The organism is Micromonospora sp. NPDC048986 (assembly GCF_040649335.1).
Classification (GTDB): domain Bacteria; phylum Actinomycetota; class Actinomycetes; order Mycobacteriales; family Micromonosporaceae; genus Micromonospora; species Micromonospora alfalfae.
Window position 1 is genome coordinate 278,957 of record NZ_JBEZFJ010000003.1, and the last position, 20,640, is coordinate 299,596.

At 71.2% G+C, this 20,640-nt stretch carries 17 protein-coding genes; 10 read left to right on the forward strand and 7 right to left on the reverse strand.

Annotation, left to right across the window (positions count from 1 at the left end; genetic code table 11):
* Nucleotides 1–54 precede the first annotated feature (54 nt).
* Complete coding sequence (locus AB0B94_RS09155) at nt 55–1,362, reverse strand: hypothetical protein (protein ID WP_357270504.1); 1,308 nt, start codon at nt 1,360–1,362, stop codon at nt 55–57.
* A 130-nt stretch (nt 1,363–1,492) separates the two neighbouring features.
* Here AB0B94_RS09155 and AB0B94_RS09160 point away from each other — a divergent pair, with 130 nt between their 5' ends.
* Entirely contained in the window at nt 1,493–2,032 is a 540-nt protein-coding gene (locus AB0B94_RS09160) for a DUF1697 domain-containing protein (protein ID WP_357270506.1), read from the forward strand.
* A gap of 42 nt (nt 2,033–2,074) precedes the next feature.
* Here the strand turns inward: AB0B94_RS09160 and AB0B94_RS09165 are convergent, their stop codons facing one another.
* Together AB0B94_RS09165 and AB0B94_RS09170 are read right to left on the reverse strand one after the other, a co-directional pair.
* Nucleotides 2,075–3,052 carry an MBL fold metallo-hydrolase gene (locus AB0B94_RS09165; RefSeq protein ID WP_357270509.1) on the reverse strand — a complete coding sequence of 326 codons (978 nt, stop codon included), beginning with the start codon at nt 3,050–3,052 and terminating at the stop codon, nt 2,075–2,077.
* A gap of 154 nt (nt 3,053–3,206) precedes the next feature.
* A complete protein-coding gene (locus AB0B94_RS09170) occupies nt 3,207–4,130 on the reverse strand; it encodes a serine hydrolase (protein WP_357270513.1) in 924 nt (307 codons plus the stop codon).
* A 52-nt stretch (nt 4,131–4,182) separates the two neighbouring features.
* Here AB0B94_RS09170 and AB0B94_RS09175 point away from each other — a divergent pair, with 52 nt between their 5' ends.
* Nucleotides 4,183–5,148 carry a LysR family transcriptional regulator gene (locus AB0B94_RS09175; protein ID WP_357270516.1) on the forward strand — a complete coding sequence of 322 codons (966 nt, stop codon included), beginning with the start codon at nt 4,183–4,185 and terminating at the stop codon, nt 5,146–5,148.
* Nucleotides 5,149–5,245: 97 nt separating this feature from the next.
* Nucleotides 5,246–6,097 (forward strand): aldo/keto reductase, encoded by an 852-nt coding sequence (locus AB0B94_RS09180; protein ID WP_357270519.1) that lies wholly within the window; start codon nt 5,246–5,248, stop codon nt 6,095–6,097.
* A 100-nt stretch (nt 6,098–6,197) separates the two neighbouring features.
* Here AB0B94_RS09180 and AB0B94_RS09185 read toward each other — a convergent pair whose 3' ends face one another.
* Entirely contained in the window at nt 6,198–7,040 is an 843-nt protein-coding gene (locus tag AB0B94_RS09185; protein ID WP_357270522.1) for a helix-turn-helix transcriptional regulator, read from the reverse strand.
* A gap of 102 nt (nt 7,041–7,142) precedes the next feature.
* On the opposite strand from AB0B94_RS09185, the gene AB0B94_RS09190 reads away from it, so the two are divergent.
* Both AB0B94_RS09190 and AB0B94_RS09195 read left to right on the forward strand, forming a co-directional pair.
* Nucleotides 7,143–7,895 carry an SDR family oxidoreductase gene (locus tag AB0B94_RS09190; RefSeq protein ID WP_357270525.1) on the forward strand — a complete coding sequence of 251 codons (753 nt, stop codon included), beginning with the start codon at nt 7,143–7,145 and terminating at the stop codon, nt 7,893–7,895.
* A gap of 81 nt (nt 7,896–7,976) precedes the next feature.
* Nucleotides 7,977–8,963 (forward strand): aldo/keto reductase, encoded by a 987-nt coding sequence (locus tag AB0B94_RS09195; protein WP_357270528.1) that lies wholly within the window; start codon nt 7,977–7,979, stop codon nt 8,961–8,963.
* Between the two features lie 24 nt (nt 8,964–8,987).
* Here the strand turns inward: AB0B94_RS09195 and AB0B94_RS09200 are convergent, their stop codons facing one another.
* Nucleotides 8,988–9,503, reverse strand: coding sequence for a GNAT family N-acetyltransferase (locus AB0B94_RS09200; RefSeq protein ID WP_357270531.1), 516 nt, complete (start codon nt 9,501–9,503; stop codon nt 8,988–8,990).
* 131 nt (nt 9,504–9,634) lie between these two features.
* Here AB0B94_RS09200 and AB0B94_RS09205 point away from each other — a divergent pair, with 131 nt between their 5' ends.
* The 3 genes from AB0B94_RS09205 to AB0B94_RS09215 are packed head-to-tail and all read left to right on the forward strand — an operon-like array spanning nt 9,635 to nt 12,084.
* Nucleotides 9,635–10,189, forward strand: a complete 555-nt coding sequence (locus AB0B94_RS09205) for an NAD(P)H-dependent oxidoreductase (protein WP_357270535.1) — start codon at nt 9,635–9,637, stop codon at nt 10,187–10,189.
* A gap of 27 nt (nt 10,190–10,216) precedes the next feature.
* Nucleotides 10,217–11,230: an ATP-binding cassette domain-containing protein gene (locus tag AB0B94_RS09210; RefSeq protein ID WP_357270538.1), complete on the forward strand. Its 1,014-nt coding sequence runs from the start codon at nt 10,217–10,219 to the stop codon at nt 11,228–11,230.
* A complete protein-coding gene (locus AB0B94_RS09215; protein WP_357270541.1) occupies nt 11,227–12,084 on the forward strand; it encodes an ABC transporter permease in 858 nt (285 codons plus the stop codon). The genes AB0B94_RS09210 and AB0B94_RS09215 overlap by 4 nt, the downstream gene beginning before the upstream one ends.
* A 138-nt stretch (nt 12,085–12,222) precedes the next feature.
* Here the strand turns inward: AB0B94_RS09215 and AB0B94_RS09220 are convergent, their stop codons facing one another.
* Entirely contained in the window at nt 12,223–15,534 is a 3,312-nt protein-coding gene (locus AB0B94_RS09220; RefSeq protein WP_357270544.1) for an AAA family ATPase, read from the reverse strand.
* A gap of 171 nt (nt 15,535–15,705) precedes the next feature.
* Between AB0B94_RS09220 and AB0B94_RS09225 the strand changes: the two genes are divergently transcribed.
* Nucleotides 15,706–16,158: a helix-turn-helix domain-containing protein gene (locus tag AB0B94_RS09225; RefSeq protein WP_357270547.1), complete on the forward strand. Its 453-nt coding sequence runs from the start codon at nt 15,706–15,708 to the stop codon at nt 16,156–16,158.
* Nucleotides 16,151–16,519 carry a DUF4180 domain-containing protein gene (locus tag AB0B94_RS09230; RefSeq protein WP_357270550.1) on the forward strand — a complete coding sequence of 123 codons (369 nt, stop codon included), beginning with the start codon at nt 16,151–16,153 and terminating at the stop codon, nt 16,517–16,519. The genes AB0B94_RS09225 and AB0B94_RS09230 overlap by 8 nt, the downstream gene beginning before the upstream one ends.
* A 39-nt stretch (nt 16,520–16,558) precedes the next feature.
* Here the strand turns inward: AB0B94_RS09230 and AB0B94_RS09235 are convergent, their stop codons facing one another.
* Nucleotides 16,559–20,542, reverse strand: coding sequence for an SdrD B-like domain-containing protein (locus AB0B94_RS09235; RefSeq protein WP_357270553.1), 3,984 nt, complete (start codon nt 20,540–20,542; stop codon nt 16,559–16,561).
* Nucleotides 20,543–20,640 lie beyond the last annotated feature (98 nt).

Here is a 20,640-nt window from a genome sequence, read left to right on the forward strand (position 1 = left end):
TCGGACGGGTGGGCGCGGGAGCACCCGCCAGGGGTGCCCCCGCGCTCACCGCGCTCAGCTGACGTGCACCGACGCGCTGGTCGCGGATTGGAAGTCGGTCGGAGTGCCCGGGTAGACGACCCGCCAGAAGCCGGCCGTCTTCTTGTAGACCGAGGTGGCGAAGTCGTAACTGCCGCCGGCGTAGATGGTGGCCAGGGTGCCCCAGGTGCCGTCGTCACCGGTGGCCGAGAACTGCACCTTCAGCGGCACCGTCCCGGGGGACATGCCGCCGGTGAACTCCATCTCGCCGCTGAGCGTCACTGTCGTCGCGTTCTCCCGGGCCGCCGAGAAGTTCCGGAACGCGGCCGGCTGCAGCACGGCGACGTTCGTGCTGGCGATCGCGGGGCTGACGAACTCGTCGCTCATCGAGTAGCCGACCTGGAGGCGGCCGCTCTGGTACGGCGAGGCGGTCAGCGAGTATCGACCGTCCGCGTCCGTGGTGGCGGAGCCGAGGTAGGTCTGGCAGTAGTCGACGCTGGAGCAGAGGGAAACCCCCGGCTGGACACCGGGCACCGGCACCCAACCCTGCGGCGTACGCCAGGTCAGCTGGCCGCTCACAGTGACTGTCTCATCCTTGAGGATCTTGGGTCGATCCGCCCCGATGGTGATCCGCATCGGCCGCTTGTTGATGGCGATGGCGGTCTCGGCCGAACGCGACGAGCCGTAGAAGAGGTGGTTGTTGTCGTAGGTGTACGTCGCGTACACCCTCTCGTCCGCGCGGCCGATCGCGACGGTGCCGGTGAAGGAGCCATCAGCCCTGGTGGTGACGGTGTCCCAGCTGAAGTCGGCGTTCACCGACATGGGGAACTTCCCCAGGGACCTGATCTCGCCGCTGCCCGGCCAGCGACCCTTGAGCCATCCCCGCACCGTCACGTTGCGGTTCTCATACGTCACAGTGGTGCGGTTCAGTGTCACGTTGTCGAAGAACGTGACCACCGAGTAGTCCAGGTCGCCGGCGTTGGCCTGGGTGACCTGGTGCCCGGCCTCGTCGGTGACGTCCACGTCGACCCGGTAGTAGCCGAGCTCGCCGAGGATGATCGGGTTGGATCGCCACACCCCGTCACGCTGGCTGCCGGACTGGAGATAGAAGTCCTCCTGCACGGCGACTTCCGCGCCCGTGTTGTAGTCCCGGATGTGCGCCCGAACGCTCGTGACGTCACTGGGCGACGTGATGGACACCAGCAGCGTGCCCCGATCGAGGTCGTAGTCGCTGTGCGCGGACGTGACGACCGGAACTTCATCGGCATGTGCTGTCGTGGGAAGCCCCACGACCGCCGTCGCCGCGGCGACGGCGATCGCCACGGCAAAGCGGGAACGGATCAATGCTGACCTCCAGGAAAGACCGGCGATTCGCTGGGTGGCGGCCGGTCGTTTCAGCGTATCGATCCGGCTCTACAGCATTGTCGGCACCACTACGCTGACGCCGTAACCCAGGTGGACCGAGGAGGACGCGATGACCCGGTACGTCGCCCTGCTGCGCGGGGTCAACGTCGGCACCACCAGGCTGGCGATGGCCGACCTGCGCCGGATCGTCACCGACCTCGGGCACGAGGACGTCACGACGTACCTGCAGAGCGGCAACGTGGCCTTCGGCAGCACTGTGCGCGATGCGGAGAAGCTGGCCGCCGGCATCGCGCGGGCGCTCACCGACGAGCTGGCGTTGACGGTGCCGGTGCTGGTTCGCAGTGGCCGGGAGTTGGCGGCGATCGCCGGCGGCAACCCGTACGCCGACCGGGAGGACGACCCGACGCGGCTGCTTGTGGCCTTCCTCGCCACCGCACCGAAGAAGTCGACAGTGGATGCCCTGGCCGTGCCCGGTGGCGAGAACGTGTCGTTCACGGTGACCGGCCGGGAGGTGTTCCTGCACTACGTCGACGGCGGTTACGGGCGGTCGAAGTTCACCAACGCGTACCTGGAGAAGAAGCTCGGCGTGGTGGCCACCTCCCGCAACTGGAAGTCGGTGCGGGCGCTGGCCGAGCTGACCGCCTCCTGAGCACTGTGGGGGTCGCCGCCCGACGACCCCCACCGGCGCTGCTCAGAAGTGGTACGCGGTCTCGTACTCGGGCACCAGGACCCGGCTGCGCGGCGAGATCCGGCGGATCGCCGCGATCATCTCGTTCAGGTGGGTGCGGTCGGTCGGGGCGACCGGCGGCGGGTTCCGCAGCTCCGTCTCGAAGTTGTCGTAGTGCACAGGCACCACTACCTTCGGGTAGTCGAGGCCGGCCAGCAGCCGGGGCAGGTAGTCGCCGGTGGTGGTGGCGTTCTGCATGGCCACCATCGCCACGTCCGGCGCGAGGCCGGTGAGGTTCCGCTCGGCGACGTCGCTGGCCCCGGTGAAGTAGACCGACGGGCCGCCGTCGACCCGCAGCAGGTAGCCCAGCGTGTCGCCCTCCGGCAGGTCGGCGATGGTGGCCGGCTGCGGCGGCGGGCTCACCCGCACCCCGGGAAAGGCCACCGAGTACGACGGGTTGCGGCTGTGCAGCGAGCCGACCACCTCGACGCTGTGGTCGCCGAAGTCCAGCACCTCCCCACCCTTGACGGCGCTGAGCTGCGTCGACGGCACTCCGTAGGCCAACCCCAGGTGGTACGCGGTCAGCGTGCCGAACACCCGCGCCCCGGTGCGCTTGGCGATGTACGGCACGTCCATGAAGTGGTCCCAGTGGGTGTGCGTGACCAGTACCGTCGTGGCCCGGTCGACCCGCGGGTCGATCACGTCGGTGCGCACCGTCAACGCGGTGTCGGTCCTGAACGGGCCGGTGAACAGCCCGGTGTCGATCCGGCTCAGGAACGGGTCGACGAGGACTGTGCGGTCGCCGATGTCGACGCGCCAGCCGGCCGTACCCCACCAGCGGAAGCTGACCGCGCCCGTGCGACGAGCGGTCGACGCGGGCGCGACGGTCGAGGGCGCGGCCTGGGCCGGGGTGGCGACACCGGCGGCGAGGCCACCGGCGGAGACCAGGGCGGTGGTGGCGGCGGCGTCGCGCAGAAAGCGTCGCCGGTCGAGACTGGGCATGCGGATCTACTCCCCGTGCTCGGGTGATGTGTCGACCACGAGCCAACCAGCGGCAGCGGGCCGCGGTCCAAGATCAAGCGCCGTCGGATTTGATACGTCAGCGGATATCGGTACTGCTCAAAAGGGGTGCGGCGACGCTCGTAGGGTCACGAAATCAGTTGCCGCGCAGCACCTCGACGGCTGTCCGGGCGGCCTCCCCCATCGCCAGGTCCACGTCGATGCGGCGCGGGGTCAACTGTTCGGCGCGGGCGAAGACGGCTATCGCGTACCGGCCGCCGTCGGGGTATTCGGCGACCCCGGCCTCCAGGTGGAACCCGGGCAGGGTGCCGGTCTTTCCGGAGACCCGGACGCCGGGCGGGAAACCGGCGGCCAGCCGGGTCCAGAAGATCTGCTGGGCCATCCAGGTGCGGACCATCGCGCAGGCCGCCGCCGGCCCGGCCTCGTCCCGCCAGATCAGCGCGAGCAGCCGGGTGATCTCCCGGGCGGTGCTGGACGTGGTGTGCGCGGGGTCGAAGACCCGCATCGCCCGGACCCGATCCGCCGGCAGCGTGGGAAAGATCCGGGCGAACTCCGCCTCGGTCCGGGCGCCCACATCGGCGAGCATCATCTCGACCAGTTCCCGAGGGCCACCGAGGACCCGGGTACGGGCCAGCCCCAGCTCGACGGCGAGCATCGGCAGCAGGTCCGGGCCGACCCGGCGCAGCAGCAGGTCGGCGGCCGTGTTGTCGGTGACCGACATGGCGAAGTACGCGAGGTCGCGCAGCGACACCTCGGCGTCGTCGGCGCAGCCGGCCAGACCCCACCCACCGAGCCGATCGGCGGCGGTGACCACCACCCGCTCGGTCGGGTCAAGCTGACCGGCCTCGACCTGCCGGGCGAACTCCAACACCAGCAGGATCTTGAAGATCGAGGCGATCACCACCTGCTCGTCGGCCCGCACCCCGACCTCCCGAAGACCGTCGCCCGGTCCGCCGCCCTCGACGGCGCTCAGGTCGACGGCGTCCAGGTCCACGACGTGCAGGCTGGCCGTCACCCCGACGGCGGCGAAGATGGCTCCGATGCGTTTCTCCACGTCCACGGCAGCACGGTATCCAGCGCCGCCGTGGCGGCGCTGGCGTAGGGTCCCGGCCGTGGATCTGCTCCGGCACCTGCGGCACTTCGTGGTGGTCGCACACGAACTGCACTTCGGGCGGGCCGCCGAACTGCTCGGGATGGCCCAACCGCCACTGAGCCAGTCGATTCAGCGGCTGGAACGGGAGCTGACCGTCGAGCTGTTCGACAGGTCCCGCCGCCAGGTGCGCCTCACCACCGCCGGTGAGCTGCTGCTCGGCGAGGCTGAGGAGTTGCTCGCCGGCGAGGGTCGACTCCGCAGCCTGATGGCGCAGATCCGCGCCGGTGAGCTGGGCGTACTCCGGGCCGGGGTGCCACCGGAGACACCCGCCGTGACGCTGCGCTCACTGTTGGACGGGCTCACCACCCGGGCACCCGGCCTGGACGTGGAGTTGCACGAGCTGACCACCGCCGAGCAGGTGCGGATGCTCACCGAACGGACCCTGGACGTGGGGCTCGTGCATCACCCGGTGGCGGCCGACGGGCTGCGCTTCGGCGCCCCGGTCGACGTACCCCTGGGGGTGCTGCTGCCGCGCACCTCGCCGCTGGCCCGCGACCGCGAGGTGACGCTGGCGTCGCTGGCCGGTCTGGATCTGGTGGCCGCTCCCCGCGCCACCGCCCCCGGCTGGCACGACCACCTGCTGGGGGTGTGCCGGCAGCACGGGTGGCGCCCGGCCCGGGTGCGTCCGGCCCGCAACCCGGAGTTTCTTTGCGGGCTGGTGCTGGCCGGCGGCGGGGTGGCCGTGGAACCGGCGGCGGTGGCCCGCCGGGAACCCCGGATGGCCTGGCGGCCGATCACCGACGCGCCGCTGGCCAGGCGCACCTCGGCGGCCTGGCCGGACCGGGCGGCGCACCCGGCGGCGGCGATGTTCGGCCAACTCGCCGCGGAGGTGCTGGCCGACGCCGAGCCCGTCACGCCCGCGCCGCCCGCGACGTCGGTACCGGCGGCACGGCCGTGGCCGGTGCTGTTCGACACGACCGGGTGAACCCGTCCGCCGTTGCGTTCGTCACCCCCGGTTGGGCGGTGGATCGTCCACCCACCCGGGTATGGATGACGGGTAACGAAGACGCGAAGGAGCCGCAGTGGCAAACACGATTCCCGACATCAGCCTGAACGACGGCACCACCATTCCGCAGCTCGGCTTCGGGGTGTTCCAGATCGAGCCGAAGGACACCGTCGCGGCGGTGACCACCGCCCTTGAGGTGGGCTACCGGCACATCGACACCGCCGAGATGTACGGCAACGAGGCCGAGGTCGGCGAGGCGGTCCGGATGTCCGGCCTGGACCGGGGCGCGGTCTACGTGACCAGCAAGCTGAGCAACGCCTTCCACCGCCCCGACGACGCCCGCAGGGCGTTCGACTCGACGCTCGCGGCGCTGAAGATGGACTACATCGACCTGTTCCTGATCCACTGGCCGCTGCCGACCCTGTACGACGGCGACTACGTCTCGACCTGGAAGGCGCTGGAGGAGTTCCAGCGCGACGGCCGGGCCCGCTCGATCGGCGTGTCGAACTTCCAGGTGTCACACCTGGAGCGGCTGGCCGCCGAGGCGAGCGTCGTGCCGGCGGTCAACCAGATCGAGGCGCACCCGTACTTCACCAACGACGAGGTCCGCGCCTACGGCCGTGAGCACAACATCCTGACCGAGGCGTGGTCGCCGATCGCCCAGGGCAAGGTGCTCGACGACCCGACTGTCGTCGACATCGCCGGGCAGCTCGACCGGACCCCGGCGCAGGTGGTGCTCCGCTGGCACGTGCAGCGCGGCGACATCATCTTCCCGAAGTCGACCACCCCGAAGCGGATCGAGGAGAACACCCGGATCTTCGACTTCGAGCTGGACGACGCGGCGATGGAACGGATCACCGCGCTGGACAAGGGCGAGGCCGGCCGGCAGGGCCCGAACCCGGACACCTTCGCCTACCTGCCCAAGTGACCTGACCCGCCGACCCGTCGGCGGTGATGTTCAGATGAGCGCTATACCTCAGAGTCACAGTTACGACTCTGAGGTATAGCGCTTTTTCAGCGAGGCGAGGTCAGGAGCCGACGCGCTCGGCGATCCGGCGGAACACCGCCTGGGTCGGCGAGTCGGGCTCGGGGACGTAGACGATCAGCCGCTGCTCGGTCTCCGGCACCAGCAGCACCCGACACTCGAACTCCAACGACCCCAGGCGGGGGTGCGGCACTTTCTTGATCATCGGACGCCGCTCCTCGACGTCGTGTTCGGCCCACAGCTGGGCGAACCGGGGCGAGGTGCCGAGCAGTTCGGTGACCAGCTCACGGATCGCCGGGTCGGCGGGGTAGCGACCGTAGGCGGCGCGCAGGTCCGCCACAGTGCTCTGCACGAAGCAGCGTGCGTCCGCGTCGGTCCAGTGGGCGTCGGTCACCGGCTGCCGGAACGTCCAACGGATCATGTTGCGGTCTGCGTCCGGCACGGCCGCGAGATCACCCACGAAGTACGTGGCCAGGTGGTTCCAGGCCAGCACGTGGTACGCGGCGTCGACGAGGTACGCCGGGGTCTCGGTCATGGCATCGAGCAGGTGCCGCAGTCCGGGCGTCACCTCCCGGCTCGGGCCGACGGTACGCGGCGGGTTCTCCCCGGCGATCCGGAACAGGTACTCGCGCTCGTCCCGGCTCAACATCAGCGCCCGGGCCATCGACGCGAGCACCTGCCGGGACGGGTGCGGTCCGCGGCCCTGCTCCAACCGGATGTAGTAGTCGATCGACATCCCGGCGAGCTGGGCCACCTCCTGCCGGCGCAGCCCGGGGGTCCGTCGGCGTTCACCCTCGGGGAGCCCGACCTCGGCGGGCCGCAACCGGGCGCGGCGGGTGCGCAGAAACGCCGCCAGTTCGTCACGCTGCAGCCCGCTGCTCGTCATGCCCCCAGCATGCCCCGGGCCGGGCCGGCGAGGGTGGTACCACCGGTCCCAGCCTCGGCCCGGCTCTCCCCGGGCGCGGCCGGCCCGGCGAGGCTCGACGGCATGACGAACATGATCGCCCTGATCACCGGGGCCAACAAGGGAATCGGCTTCGCCACCGCCCGGCAGCTCGGCGCCCTCGGGATGACCGTGCTGGTGGGGGCGCGCGACACCGAGCGGGGTAGGGCCGCGGAGCGGGAGCTGCGCGACGGCGGCGCGGACGCGGTGTTCATGCCACTCGACGTCACCGACGCCGAGTCGGTGAAGGCCGCCGCGAAGCGGGTGGAGGCGGAGTACGGCCGGCTGGACGTGCTGGTCAACAATGCCGGCATCGTCCTCGCCGACGGCGCACGGGGGCTGCCCAGCGAGACGGCCGTGGCGACGCTGCGCCGGCTGTACGAGACGAACGTCTTCGGGGTGGTGGCGGTGACCAACGCGCTGCTGCCGCTGCTGCGCCGGTCACCGGCCGCCCGGATCGTCAACGTGTCGAGCGAGGTTGGCTCGATCGCCGTGATGACCGACCCGAACGGTGCGCTGTTCGAGCTGACCTCCGTGCCGTACCCGTCGTCGAAGGCGGCACTGAACATGCTCACCGCGATGTACGCCAAGGAGCTGCGGGACACCCCGATCACTGTGAACGCGGCGAACCCGGGCTACTGCGCCACCGACCTCAACGGCAACAGCGGCTTCCGCACCGCCGAACAGGGCGCCGAGGTCAGCGTGCACCTGGCGACCCTGCCGGCCGACGGGCCGAGCGGGCTGCTCTGGGGCTTCCAGATGGACGCCGGCGGCGGGTACGGCGTGCTGCCCTGGTGACTGAGCGCTTGACCTGGAGCGCGCTCCAGCCGGCACTGTGACCCGTGCGCCCACCGGTAGGGCGCACGAGAGGAGATCCCCATGCGGTACCGCACGATAGGCACCGACCCGGCGACCCGGCGCGAGGTCAGCGTGCTCAGCCTCGGCGCGATGCTCTTCGGCAGCGCCACCGACGAGGCCACCTCGTACGCGATCCTCGACAGGTACGTCGAGGCCGGCGGCACGTTCATCGACACGTCGGACAACTACGCGTTCTGGGTGGACGGCGGGCAGGGCGGGCAGAGCGAGGAGCTGCTCGGCCGGTGGCGGCGCAGCCGCGGCGTCGGCGCCGAGATCGTCATCGCCACGAAGCTGGGCGCCCGACCACTGGCCCCGGGGACCAGCTACCTGGACAACGCCGAGGGCCTCTCCGCCAAGGTGATCCGCGAGTCCGCGGAGCGCAGCCGGGAACGGCTCGGGGTGCAGCGGCTAGACCTGCTCTACGCGCACATCGAGGACCGGACCGTGCCGCTGCGGGAAACCGTGGAGGGCTTCGCCGAGCTGGTCGCCGAGGGCACCGTGGGTCTGCTGGGCGCCAGCAACCACCGGGCCTGGCGGGTGGAGCGGGCCCGCGCGTTGGCCGCCGCCGCCGGCCTGCCGGGGTACGAGGTGCTCCAGTACCACCGCAGTTACCTGCCGAACCGCACCGACCTGGTCAGCGAACTGGACCCGGACGGCGAGCCGGGCGGCGTCAGCGGTGACCTGCTCAGCTACCTGCGTGCCGAACCCGAGCTGACCCTGGTGGCGTACTCGCCGCTGCTCAAGGGCGCGTTCACCCGGGCGGACAAGCCGCTCGGCTCGGCGTACGACCTGCCGAGCGCGCCCCGGCGACTGGCCGCGCTGCGGGAGGTGGCCGGGCAGAGCGGCGCGACCGTCAACCAGGTGGTGCTGGCCTGGCTGCTGGGCGGTGAGCTGCCGTCCATCCCGCTGGTGGGCGCCTCGTCGGTGGCGCAACTGGAGGAGAGCCTGGCAGCAGTCGACCTGGAACTGACCGCCGAGCAGCGGCACCGCCTCGACACCACCTGGTGACAGTCACCGGCCGCCCCGCCGACCTCAGCTCACCGTCGGTGGGGCGGTCAGGTCGAGCTGCCAGTCGTTGGCCCGCATCATCTGCCCCGGCGGGTATTCGAAACCGGTCTCCCCGAGCAGCGTGAAGCCGGCCTTGCGGCACACCGCGTTCGAGGCGGGATTGTCCACCGAGGGGTAGGCGTGGGCGTAGCGCCGGTCCCGCCGGGTGCGCGCCACGTCCACCACCGCGCGCACCGCCGCTGTCGCCAGCCCCTGCCCCCGGTACGCGGGCAGCACCGCCCAGCCCAGCTCGTACACCGGCTGGTCGCGCCACTCGCGGGCCCAGTAGCCGACGCTGCCCGCCCGTGCCCCGTCCGGCAGCACCAGCGTGAACATGCAGCCCTGCCCGGTGCCCGAGAAGTGCACGTACCGGTCGTGGCGGGCGAGCACCTGCTCGTCGGTCTCCGGGCCGCCGGTGTGCTTGCGGGTGTCCGGTGAGTTGAGCTGCCGCAGCAGGTCGAGGTCGTCCTCGTGCCACTGCTCGATGCGTACCTGTGCCATTCCGCTCCTTCATTTGTCGACCCCCAGTCAAACCGATCGCACCGACATTTCGCCCCGAACCGCGCCCGCTAGATCGGATCTAGCGGGCGCCTGTCGTCACCTCGCGCCTTCAGTGTGGAAGGGGGTGGGCCATGACCCAGTTGAGGATCGCGGTGATCGTCGGCAGCACCCGGGAGGGGCGGGTCGGCGACCGGGTCGCCCACTGGTTCGTCGAGCAGGTCGCGCGGCACGACGACCTGGCGGTGACGGTCGTTGACCTGACCGGGTACGACTTCCCGGCCACCTACCCCGCCGAGCCGACCGCGTCCATCCGGGCGTTCGTCAGCGAGGTGGGCCGGGCGGACGCGTTCGTCGTGGTCACCCCCGAGTACAACCACAGCTTCCCGGCACCCTTGAAACAAGCCATCGACTACGCGTACGACGAGTGGCAGGCCAAAGCGGTCGGCTTCGTGTCGTACGGCTGTCGGTCCACCGGACTGCACGCTGTCGACCAGCTACGTACCGTCTTCACCGCACTGCACGCGATGACTGTGCGCGATGTCGTCGGGATCGACCTGCTCGCCGGCGAGCCGACCACCCAGTGCACCGACGAGCTGCGACGCGACGTCGGCGTCCTGCTCGACCAGCTGCGCTGGTGGGGTCTGGCCCTGCGCGACGGCCGGGCGGCTCGACCGTACGTCTCCTGAACACGTCCACCACGAAAGGCAAGGATCATGAGTAGACGCACCACCGGCCTGGCCATCGAAGCCGAGGGGCTCACCCGCTCATTCGGGGACACCCGGGCGCTGGCCGGCATCGACCTCCAGGTGCCCGCCGGCACCGTCTACGGTCTGCTCGGCCCCAACGGCGCTGGCAAGACCACAGCGGTCCGGGTGCTCGCCACGTTGCTGCGACCCGACGGCGGCTCGGCCCGGGTCTTCGGGCACGACGTGGTCACCGAGGCCGACAAGGTCCGTTCCCGGGTCAGCCTCACCGGCCAGTACGCCTCCGTCGACGAGGACCTGACCGGTACGGAGAACCTGGTGCTCCTCGCCCGCCTGCTCGGCCTTCGCAAGCCGGCAGCTCGGGAGCGCGCGGCAGCCCTGCTCGCCGCGTTCGGGCTGACCGAGGCGAGTGACCGCCAGGTGAAGAAGTACTCGGGCGGGATGCGGCGGCGCATCGACATCGCCGCCAGCATCCTGAACACCCCCGATCTGCTCTTCCTCGACGAGCCGACGACGGGCCTCGACCCACGTAGCCGCAACCAGGTGTGGGAGATCGTCCGCGCGGTGGTGTCGCACGGCACGACGGTGCTGCTGACCACCCAGTACCTCGACGAGGCCGACCAGCTCGCCGGGCGGATCGCTGTCGTCGACCACGGGCGGGTGATAGCGGAGGGCACCCCTGGTGAGTTGAAGTCGTCGATCGGCTCCGGCACCGTCCACCTGCGACTGCGCGACCCCGCTCAGCGCCCCGAGGCGGAGCGGGTGCTCCGGGAGGCGCTCGACGTGCCGGTGCAGCTCGCCGCCGATCCGGTGGCGTTGACAGCCCGCGTCGGCGAGGCCGGCACCGACCTCGACGCCAGCGCCCAGGCCGCTCGGGTGCTCAGCGACCTGGCCCACGCCGGCATCGTGGTCGACAACTTCTCCCTCGGCCAGCCGAGCCTGGACGAGGTCTTCCTGGCCCTGACCGACCACCCCGCCGTGCCGGCCGGCGAGCGCGACGACGAGCTGGAGGCAGCCCGATGAGCGACACCACGACCACCACTACCGAACGGGCGCCGGCCGTCTACGTTCCGTCCGCCGAGGCGCTGGCTACCGTGCTCGCGCCGGGTGCCCGACCGCCCCGGCCGAGCGCGCTGGGCGCGTCGCTCACCTTCGGCTGGCGGGCCATGCTGAAGATCAAGCACGTGCCGGAGCAGCTCTTCGACGTGACCGCGTTCCCGATCATCATGGTGCTGATGTTCACGTACCTGTTCGGTGGCGCCCTCGCCGGCAGCCCGCGCGACTACCTTCAGTTCTTCCTGCCCGGCATCATGGTGACCAGCGTCGTCATGATCACCATGTACACCGGCATCGGCCTCAACACCGACATCGAGAAGGGCATCTTCGACCGGTTCCGGACGCTGCCCGTCTGGCGCCCGGCCGCCCTGGTCGGCATGATCTTCGGCGACGTGCTGCGCTACATCCTCGCCGCCGTGGTGATCCTGGGTCTCGGGCTGGTGCTCGGATTCCGTCCCGAAGGCGGTGTGGTCGGGGTTGTCGTCGGGATCGGTCTGCTGGTGGTGTTCTCGTTCGCGTTCTCCTGGGTGTGGACGTTCTTCGGGCTGATCCTGCGCAGCGAGAAGTCGGTGATGGGGGTCAGCATGATGGTGCTGTTCCCGCTGACGTTCCTGAGCAACGTCTTCGTCGAGCCGAGCACCATGCCCGGCTGGCTCCAGGCGTTCGTGAAGGTCAACCCGGTGACGCAACTGGTGGCCGCGATCCGCGGCGCGATGAGCGGCGAGTCGGACCCGTCGGCCACCATGTGGCTGCTGCTCTGGAGCGCCGGCTTCGTCCTGGTCTTCGGCACCCTGACCATGTACAAGTACAACCGCCGCTAACCCCCACGCCCTCGCTCGACCCCCGCGATCTTGCACTTCCTGTCCCGACAAGGGTGGCAAATACCCCTGAATCGACCACCGGAAGTGCAAGATCGCGGGGCTGGGGAGCGGGGGCTGGGGCGGGGCTGGGGGCGGGGGTTAGAGCTGCCAGGGCAGCGGAGCCGGGGGTAGGTAGCGGCAGGTGGTGCCGGTGGAGACGGCGTCGCGTAGGTGGGCTGCCAGTGCGGGGTGTCGGTCGTCGAGCTTGCGGAGCGTGTCGCGGATCCGCGCGGTCACCGTCTTGCGGGCCCGTTCGGCCTCGTCGCCCAGGCGACGGCTCCGGCCGGCGAGGCCCGCCGCGGCACGCAGCTCGTCGAGCAACGCACCCCGCTCGACGTCCAGTTTGGACACCTTCTGGTCGTCGTCGCGGGCGGCTGCCCGGTCGATCTCCTCGTCGAGGCGGGCCAGGTGCCGCCGGTAGCGGGCCTTCGCCTCGTCGTCGAGGACCGGGTCGGCGCCCATCCGTCGGGCGGCGACCAGCTCCGGGCCGGCCGCCGGGTCGAGCAACTCCACGGCGGGCACGTCGCTGCCCGGCCGGCTCAGCAGCAGGTGCAGGTCGTGCAGGCCCTTGGCGTCGGGCAGGTGCACGACGACGCCGTCGTACGCGAGCTGCCAGACCGGCCCGTCGCGTCGAAACTCGTACCCCTCGATCGTGGCCGCGACCGGCGCGGCCTGGCCGGACGCGACAACATGACCCGACCCAGCAGCCTGGCCCGACCCGACGGCCTGGCCTGCCCCGACGGCCTGGCCTGCCCCGACGGCCAGGGCCGGAAGGTCGGCGTCGAGGGCTGTCGGGGCGGCGAGACGGTGGAGCACCTGCGTCATGCCGAGGGCGGTCGCCTCCTGGATCGCGGCGGCGCGCAGCGCTGTCGACGTCGCGGTGTCGCCCGGGTGACCTCGGCCGGCGAGGGCGTTCGCGAGGCCGGTGCGGGCGAGCAGCGACCAGGGTCGCGAGCCCAGCCGGTCGGCGGAGTCCCGAGCGGCGGTGAAACCGGCGATGGCGTCGTCCCAGCGTTCCTGCGCGGCGTCGATCAGCGCCAGCCAGTGGTCGACAGGGCCACTGATGTCGCAGCCGAAGAGCCCTACCGTCCACTCTCCACGGTGCGGGGCGAGGTCGGCCCGCGCGTCGTCGCAGCGCTGCGGGTCGGCGGACGCGGCGGCGGCCTGAGCGCGTAACCGTAGCCAGAGCGGTGACACCGGGCGCGGGTACCGGATGGCGGCGGCCTCGATGCCGGCGGTCAGTCGGACCGCCGTCTCGCCGTCGCCCCGCTCGGCAGCCGTGATCGCCCGCAGCAGCTCCCGGTAGGGGTAGTCGATCGGGGCCAGCCCGTCCACCAGCACTGTGGCCTCGGCGACCCGACCCTGTAGCAGCAGTCGGGACCAGCGCAGGTGGTGGCCCATGAACCCGAACTCGGTGTGGCCCGGGTCGGTCTGGTCGGTGAGGATGGCGAACCGCTCGTCGGCCGTGGCGAAGTCACCCTGGAACGCCGCGATGATCCCGCTGTCGACGGCCGCTGCCATCCGGTGCCGGGCGAAGTCGCCCTGCCCTTCGCCGGCGACGAAGGTGGTCAGCTCCTCGGCGAAGCGGGGGTCACCCAGCTCCAGCAGCGCCACCCAGCGCAGCGAGGTGGCCCACAGCTCGGTCTCCCGGTCGCCCGTCCGGCGGGCCACGTCCCGGATCTCGGCGGTGAGCGCGGCCCGGGTCGCGGCGGTGCCGAGCCCCCAGGTCGTGTCGTGGCGGGCCCAGAGGCTGAAGGTGAGCGCCTCATCGTCCTGCCCGCGCCGGGCGATCGTCTCGCTGGCGGTGATCAGGTCGGCGACCAGGGCGCCGACAGCGGCGGTGGCGTCCGGCTCGCCGATCAACCGGCGGTACGCCTCGCGCACCAGATCGGCCGCCTCGACCGACTGGGCGGTATCGACCTGGCGGGAGCGGTTCACTGTGAGCGCGACCCGGGCCAGCATCACCGGGTCGTCGAGCGAACGGGCCAGCCTGGCGGCCTCGGCCAGCAGTCGCATGACCTCTTCCCGGCGGGCGTGGTGATAGTGCGACTCGGCGAACTCGACGAGGATCCGCACTCGTTGTGCCGGGTCTTCGACGACCTCAAGGGCTCGGCGGAAGTGCACCGCCGCCTCGTCGCCGGCCAGCCGGGCGAACGCGTCCCGCCCGGCGGCGACCAGCAGCGTGGCTACCCGGGCCCGGTCGAGCGCGGGGCCGGCCAGGTAGGCGTGGCGGGCGAGGTCGGCCGGGATCAGCCGGTCGGTGAGCTCCCGCAGGTCGTCGACCGCCCGGACGACAGCGCCGTGGCGGAACCGCCTGTCGTCGTCGGTCAGCCCGTCATAGAGGGTTTCGCGGACCAGGTCGTGGGCGAAGGCGAAGCGGCCACCGCCCCGGGCGACCACCAGTCGGGCGGTCACCGCCCGGTCGAGCAGCCGGTCGACCTGCGCCGCCGGTGCGGCCGCGCAGGCCGCGAGGACCTGACGGTGGAACTCGCGACCCAGGACGGCGGCGACGGTCAGCGCCTCCACAACGGCGGCGGGCAGTTGGGCCAGGCGGCGGCGCACCGCCTCCCGTACGCCGGGGGCGATCGCGCCGACCGCGTCCTCGGCGTGCCACAGCCGCGCGGTCTGCTCGACGAAGAACGGGTTGCCGCCGGTGCGCCGGTGCACCTCGTCGACCAGGCTGGCCTCGGGCTCCCGGCCAGCGGTCCGGGTCATCAGTGCGGCGACCTCGTCGCGGGTGAAACCGGTGAGGGTGATCGTGGTGGCCTTCGCGACCAGCGGCATCAGCAGCGGACGCAGTGGGTGCTCACCCGACTCGACCTCGGCGTCGCGGTAGGTGCCGATCAGCAGGAGCCGCTCGAACCAGGTGTGCTGGGCGGCGAAGCTCAGCAACCGCAGCGAGGCCGGGTCGGCCCAGTGCAGGTCGTCGAGGACTACCACTACCGGCCGGTGCTGGGAGACGGCGACCAGGGCGGCGGTCACCGCGTCGTACAGCGCGAACGCCTCCTGGTCGGCGGCGTCCGGGCCGGGGTCGACGCCGGCCCAACTGACGAGACGGCCGGCCTGCTCGCCGCCGACGCCGGACTGGCCGAGCAGGGCCGCGAGGGCCGGCTCGGCGGACTGCCGCGCCACCTCCCAGTCGTCTGCGGAGCGCCGCAGGGACCGCAGCACCTGCACCCACGGCCAGTAGCCGGGGGCGCTGTCGGAATCCCAGCAGGCGGCACCGAGCACCAGCGCGCCCCGCTGCCGGGCCTCCCGGGCGGCAGACGTGACGAGGGTGGTCTTGCCGATGCCCGGCTCGCCGGTGACCAGGGCGAGACCGCCGTGGCTGGTGGTGGCGCGATCCAACTCGGCCCGCAGCAGACCCGCGGGGTGATCCCGCCCGATGATGGCGTCGCCGAGCCCGTCCATGGTTTCCAGACGGTACTGGACCAGTCCGACAGCGCGGGCGGGTTAACCGGACCGACGCTTCGCCCGGCCTCGCTGTGGAAGCGGGTCCTTTGGAGCTGATGTCGTAAACGAGTCGCCCCCGGCACTCCCTATCCTTCCTCATTCTTCCCTATTAAGGTAGCATCGGGACCGATGACGGAAGACATGTACTCGGTTGAGCAGGTGGCCGACCGGCTCAACCTGCACGTGCGGACGGTGCGCGGCTACATCCGCTCGGGTCGGCTGCGGGCGGTGCGGATCGGTAAGCAGTACCGGATCGCCGCGAGCGACCTCGACGCCCTCACCGGGCAGACCCCGGTCGCCGCCCGCGTCGGCGGGCAGGTCGAGGTGTCGAGCATCGTGCAGATCGACGGCGTCGACCGGGTTGCCGCCGAACGGCTCGGCACGCTCGTGCTCACCAGCGCCAACACGGGCCACGACCAGGCCAACCCGTTGCGGGTGCAGACGGTGCACGACGAGGTACGCCACCGCATGAAGATCATCATCCTGGGTGACCCGGCCGCCACCGCCGAGTTGCTGCACCTGCTCGACGCCGTCCTCAACGCCGACAACGGCCTGCTCGACCGGGAGGTCCACGATGTCTGACGAGATCCAGGAACGGGTCGGAGTGCCGGTGCTGGTCTGCGACCCGGCGGGGCCGCCAGTGGCCACCGAGCAGGACGCGCTGGACCTCATCGGGGCGGCGTTCATCGGCGCCCAGGTGGTCGCCGTGCCGGCCACCCGACTCGACGATCGCTTCTTCTCGCTGGGCACCCGCTTCGCCGGCGAGGTGATGCAGAAGTTCGTCAACTACCGGGTGCAGCTGGCCGTCGTCGGCGACATCTCGACACAGCTCGCGGAGAGTTCCGCGTTGCGCGCGCTGGTGCACGAGTCGAACCAGGGTGGGCAGATCTGGTTCGTCCCCGACCTCGACGCGCTCGACGCACGCCTGAGCGCCGCCCGATAGCCACCGGCCGTACCCGATGGGTTGGTAACCCGCGGGCCGCTAGGCGACCGAGTGGGTCACCACCGCCGAGTACGTGCCGGCCACCCGCTCGAACGGTACGACGACGCGCAGCGACGGATTCCACGACACCGCGTTCGGGCCGCTGCCGGACCAGCCGGCGGCGTCTTGCGGGGTGGACAGCCCGACCCCCGGTTGCGGGGTGAAGACGCCGTTACCGGTGCTGGTGGTGGCCGGCCCGGACGAGTAACTGACAAGCGCCCTACCGATGGTCGCGGCGCCGGAGCCGGTGGTGAAGTCGGTGATGGTCACCGTCGCCCGCCAGGAGCCGGCGGCTGGTCCACGGTCGTCGGTCACCGTGACGGTGCCCAGTTGGCCGGAGATGGCACTCTCCGCTGCCGTGACCGTGCCCAGCGCGGTCTGTCCCGGCACGCTGATGCTGAGCCCACCGAGCGCCGCGATCTGCACGGTGACGGCCTGGGTCGCCGAGAGCCCGCTGGCGTCGGTGACCCGTACCGTGAACGGGTAGCTGCCGGGGGTGGTCGGGGTGCCGGCGAGCAGGCCGGTGTCCGGGGCGAGGGTAAACCCCGGTGGAAGCGTCCCGGTGCTCACCGTCCAGACGTAGGGGGCGGTGCCATTGGTCACCACCAACTGCACGCTGTACGGAACTGACACCTGCCCGTCGGGCGGGGCCGGGGACGACAGGCTCGGTGGGGCGTTCACGGTGACCGGCGTCGAGGCCGCCGAGGCGGGGCCGGCGCCGACCACGTTCGTCGCCACCACGGTGAAGGTGTACGTGGTGCCGGGGGTGAGCCCGGTGAGTGTCCTGGTGGTGGCGGTGCCGTCGAAGGTGCGGGCAGCCTGCGCCTGGCCGTTGACGTACGGCGTGATCGTGTAGGACACGATCGGGCTGCCGAGGTAGTCGGGTGCGGTCCAGCTCAGCGTGGCCGAGCCCGACCCGGCGTTGGCGGCGGTGATGGTGACAGCGGGCGGGAGCAGCCGGATGCCCTGGTCGATGTCGGTCAGGTTGGCTCCGGTGCCGAGGGCCAACGGCCCGGTGCTGCCGGTGCTGGGGTCACCGTCGGAGTCGACGGCGCTGTTGGTGCCCTGCGCCCGCGGCGAGAAGCGTTGGTCGGCCCGCAGTGCGGCCGGGGGGAACGTCACCGTGTAGCTGCCGGCGCGCAGCCCGGTGAAGGCGTACGTGCCGTCGGTGGCTGTCGTCGTCGAGCGGCTGACCGAGGCGCCCTGGTCGTTGGTGCCGGACAGGGTGACCGGGAAGCCCGACACCGCCGGTTCGCCCGGCTGGCGGATGCCGTCCGCGCTCACGTCGTTCCAGGTCCGACCGCTGATGCCGGACGAGACGACGCTGACCTGGGTGACCTCGGTGGTCGGCAGCGCCACCGGCGTCGTCGTACCGCTGGGGGTGTAGCTGCCGGTGCTGGTGTTCACGTACCGGTCGCCGCTCGCATTGCCGGTCGGTGTGAGGGCGATCCGTACCGAGTCGACTGCCGCGTTCGCCAGGTTGGTGACCACGATGCGCAGGGCCGTGGTGTCCGGCCCACAGGCCGAGGAGTAGTCACCGGGGTTGGGGGTGATGGTGCCGTGCGCCCGGTTGGTGCACTGGACCTGCACGCCCGCCGGCGCGGTGCTGCTCGTGTAGGCAAGTGTCCCGGTGAACGCGGATCGGCTGTCCCCGTTGTACGGCAACTCGGTCAGCAGCACCAGCGAGGGCACGGTCAGCCCGCTGACGTTGCGGTACGCCAGCGTGAAGTTGATCGGGTCACCGGCGGTTACCTGCGGGGTGGCTGTCGACTCCGACAGGGCGAACTGGGTCTGGTTGCGTACCGCGATGGTGTTGCTGCTGGTGCGGCGGGCCAGGTCGATGGCGACGGCGGCGTCCGAGCTGATCACCGCGACGTTTGTCGCCGTGGTGTTGTCCAACGCGATGCGCAGCGCGACGGCCTGGAAGGTGATCGCCGGGATGGTCGCTCCCGGGGTGATCGCACCGAGCTTGAGCAGGAGCCTCGGCCCGGTTTCGCCGCTGTCGCCGGTGCACGGGATGCCGTCGGCGCCGTGCTGCGCCGCGGTCAGCTCCACGGCGAGGGCGGCGGTGCCGGAGACGTATCGGGCGCTGCCGGCTACGTAGCCCATGCAGGCGGGGAGGGTGTCGGTGATGGTCACCCCGCCGACCGGGGAGGTGGACGACGTCGACCGGGTGACGGTGGGCGTCAGCGTGTAGGTGACGGTGCTGCCAGCGGCCACGAACTGCTGGCTGACCGGCAGGCCGTTCGACTGGGTCACCCGCAGCACGCCGTCGGTCACTGTCAGCCGGTTCCCGGTGTACGAGGGGTTGTTGGTCACCCGGTTGTAGTACGAGGGCCCCCAGGCTTCGGCCCCGCCGAGGCGTCCGCTGTCGAAGTTGGCGATGATCGTGCCGGTCGGGTTGGGCTGGACCTGGAACTGCGGGTGGAAGTAGTCCACCTCGCCGTTGGCGATGGTCCAGGTGACGGTGAAGCGGACGGCGTTGACCACTGCGGCACCGCCGGCGGCGTCGATCGAGCTGTACCAGCTGCCGGTGGCGCAGGAGGTGTTGCGGCGGGCGTTGTCGTCGGGCAGGTTCAGCACCCCGTACTCGACCTGGTATTCGTTGGGGGCGACGACGGTGTTGTTGCGGTACACCCGTCCGACCCCGACGATCCGGGTTTCGGCCGGGTTCCACTTGTCGCAGATCGCGGCACCGACCAGGGCCGGTCCACTTGTGGAGTAGAGCTGAAGCCGGTCGTAGTACGTCTGCCCGGGCGAGGCGATCCCGTCGCCCGCCGTCCCGTTGGTAGCGTTGCCGGCCGGTAGACCGCTGGCGGTGTCCGTGGTCCAGAAGAACCCGTTGTATCCGGCCGATCGGGGGCCGAAGGTCGTCGAGAAGCAGTTGTCGTTCGCCCGGGTCGCGTTCGCCGCGACGTAGGTGCAGGTTGCGGCGGCCGGTTCACCGCCCGGCTCGTACCCGGTGCCGAAGTTGGACTGACTGGTGACGCTTGTCGGGTCGAAGCCCCGGTACTGGATGGTGGACTGGATCGTCGAGGTGCTGTCGCCGCTGGGTACGAAGACAGTGAAGGTGCCGGAGACCAGGTAGTTCAGCGTGTCCGGAAGGGTGTTGCCCTGGGCGCCGAAGGTGGGGCTGGTCGCCCCGGCGAGGTCGGCGCCGGTGATCGTGATCGACACGGTGCGCGCGTTCTGGGTGCACCCGACGGTGCCGGAGTTGACCACCGAGTTCGACGCGGTGGCGTTGGGGACGATCCCGATCCGGCCGTACGGCACGCCGTATCCGCCGTTGCTGACCGGGGCGCAGGAGCCGGCGACAAGTACCGCGTTGGCGGAGATCGTGCTCAGGTCGGCGGTGAACGTCAGCGGCCCGGTCACCAGCTCGGTGCCCTTGGCGGTTTTCGGGACGGTCACCACGAAGCTGAACGCGTACCCGCTGCCGGTCGCCCCGCCGACGGAGGCCGGCGTCGGGGTGCCGAAGAGGTTGGCCTGCAGGTTGAGCTGCGGCAGGGCGACCACGGTGGTGCTCTGGGTGCCGCCATTGAGGGTGCCACCGTTGGCGGTGAGCGTAGCCCCGATGGTCGTCGAGTTCGGCACGCTGCCTTGAATGGTGACGCTGATCGGCACGGTGCCCGCGCCCGTCGCGTCCACGGCGACGGCGCAGGTCAGCGTCTGCCCGTCGACGCTGAGGCTGCCGCCGCCAGGGCCGGTGCACTGGGCCAGGTTCGACGCGTCGAAGCGGACCAGTGACGGGGCGGTCAGCGTCTGCACGAAGGTGACCACCCCCGCGGCAGCGGTGTTGGAGGAGTACACCCAGCCGTAGGTCAGCACGTCCTTGGTGCGGACCCGTCCGTTGGTCGCGCCGTTGTCCAGGCTGTCGAACGGGGCGGCCCCGTCGGAGATGACCGTGAGCGCCACCTGGTTGACGGCGGCGTCGGCCGGCGCGGGCGCGACGACGGTGACGGCGACCAGGCAGGCGACCACCATGGAGGCTGCGGAGCCGAACCACCACGACCGTGACCTGCGAATCGGGAACATGAAAGTGAGCAGCCCATTGTTCGAGCGACCGTTGTTGGTCGGCGGTT

Bases quoted from the DNA above. Each gene is read 5' to 3' on its own strand.
- AB0B94_RS09160 (WP_357270506.1), top strand. From the start codon at position 1,493: ATGACCCGGTACGTCGCCCTGCTGCGCGGGGTCAACGTCGGCACCACC.
- AB0B94_RS09165 (WP_357270509.1), bottom strand. From the start codon at position 3,052: ATGCCCAGTCTCGACCGGCGACGCTTTCTGCGCGACGCCGCCGCCACC.
- AB0B94_RS09185 (WP_357270522.1), bottom strand. From the start codon at position 7,040: ATGACGAGCAGCGGGCTGCAGCGTGACGAACTGGCGGCGTTTCTGCGC.
- AB0B94_RS09190 (WP_357270525.1), top strand. From the start codon at position 7,143: ATGACGAACATGATCGCCCTGATCACCGGGGCCAACAAGGGAATCGGC.
- AB0B94_RS09195 (WP_357270528.1), top strand. From the start codon at position 7,977: ATGCGGTACCGCACGATAGGCACCGACCCGGCGACCCGGCGCGAGGTC.
- AB0B94_RS09200 (WP_357270531.1), bottom strand. From the start codon at position 9,503: ATGGCACAGGTACGCATCGAGCAGTGGCACGAGGACGACCTCGACCTG.
- AB0B94_RS09205 (WP_357270535.1), top strand. From the start codon at position 9,635: ATGACCCAGTTGAGGATCGCGGTGATCGTCGGCAGCACCCGGGAGGGG.
- AB0B94_RS09210 (WP_357270538.1), top strand. From the start codon at position 10,217: ATGAGTAGACGCACCACCGGCCTGGCCATCGAAGCCGAGGGGCTCACC.
- AB0B94_RS09215 (WP_357270541.1), top strand. From the start codon at position 11,227: ATGAGCGACACCACGACCACCACTACCGAACGGGCGCCGGCCGTCTAC.
- AB0B94_RS09220 (WP_357270544.1), bottom strand. From the start codon at position 15,534: ATGGACGGGCTCGGCGACGCCATCATCGGGCGGGATCACCCCGCGGGT.
- AB0B94_RS09225 (WP_357270547.1), top strand. From the start codon at position 15,706: ATGACGGAAGACATGTACTCGGTTGAGCAGGTGGCCGACCGGCTCAAC.
- AB0B94_RS09230 (WP_357270550.1), top strand. From the start codon at position 16,151: ATGTCTGACGAGATCCAGGAACGGGTCGGAGTGCCGGTGCTGGTCTGC.
- AB0B94_RS09235 (WP_357270553.1), bottom strand. From the start codon at position 20,542: ATGGTGGTCGCCTGCCTGGTCGCCGTCACCGTCGTCGCGCCCGCGCCG.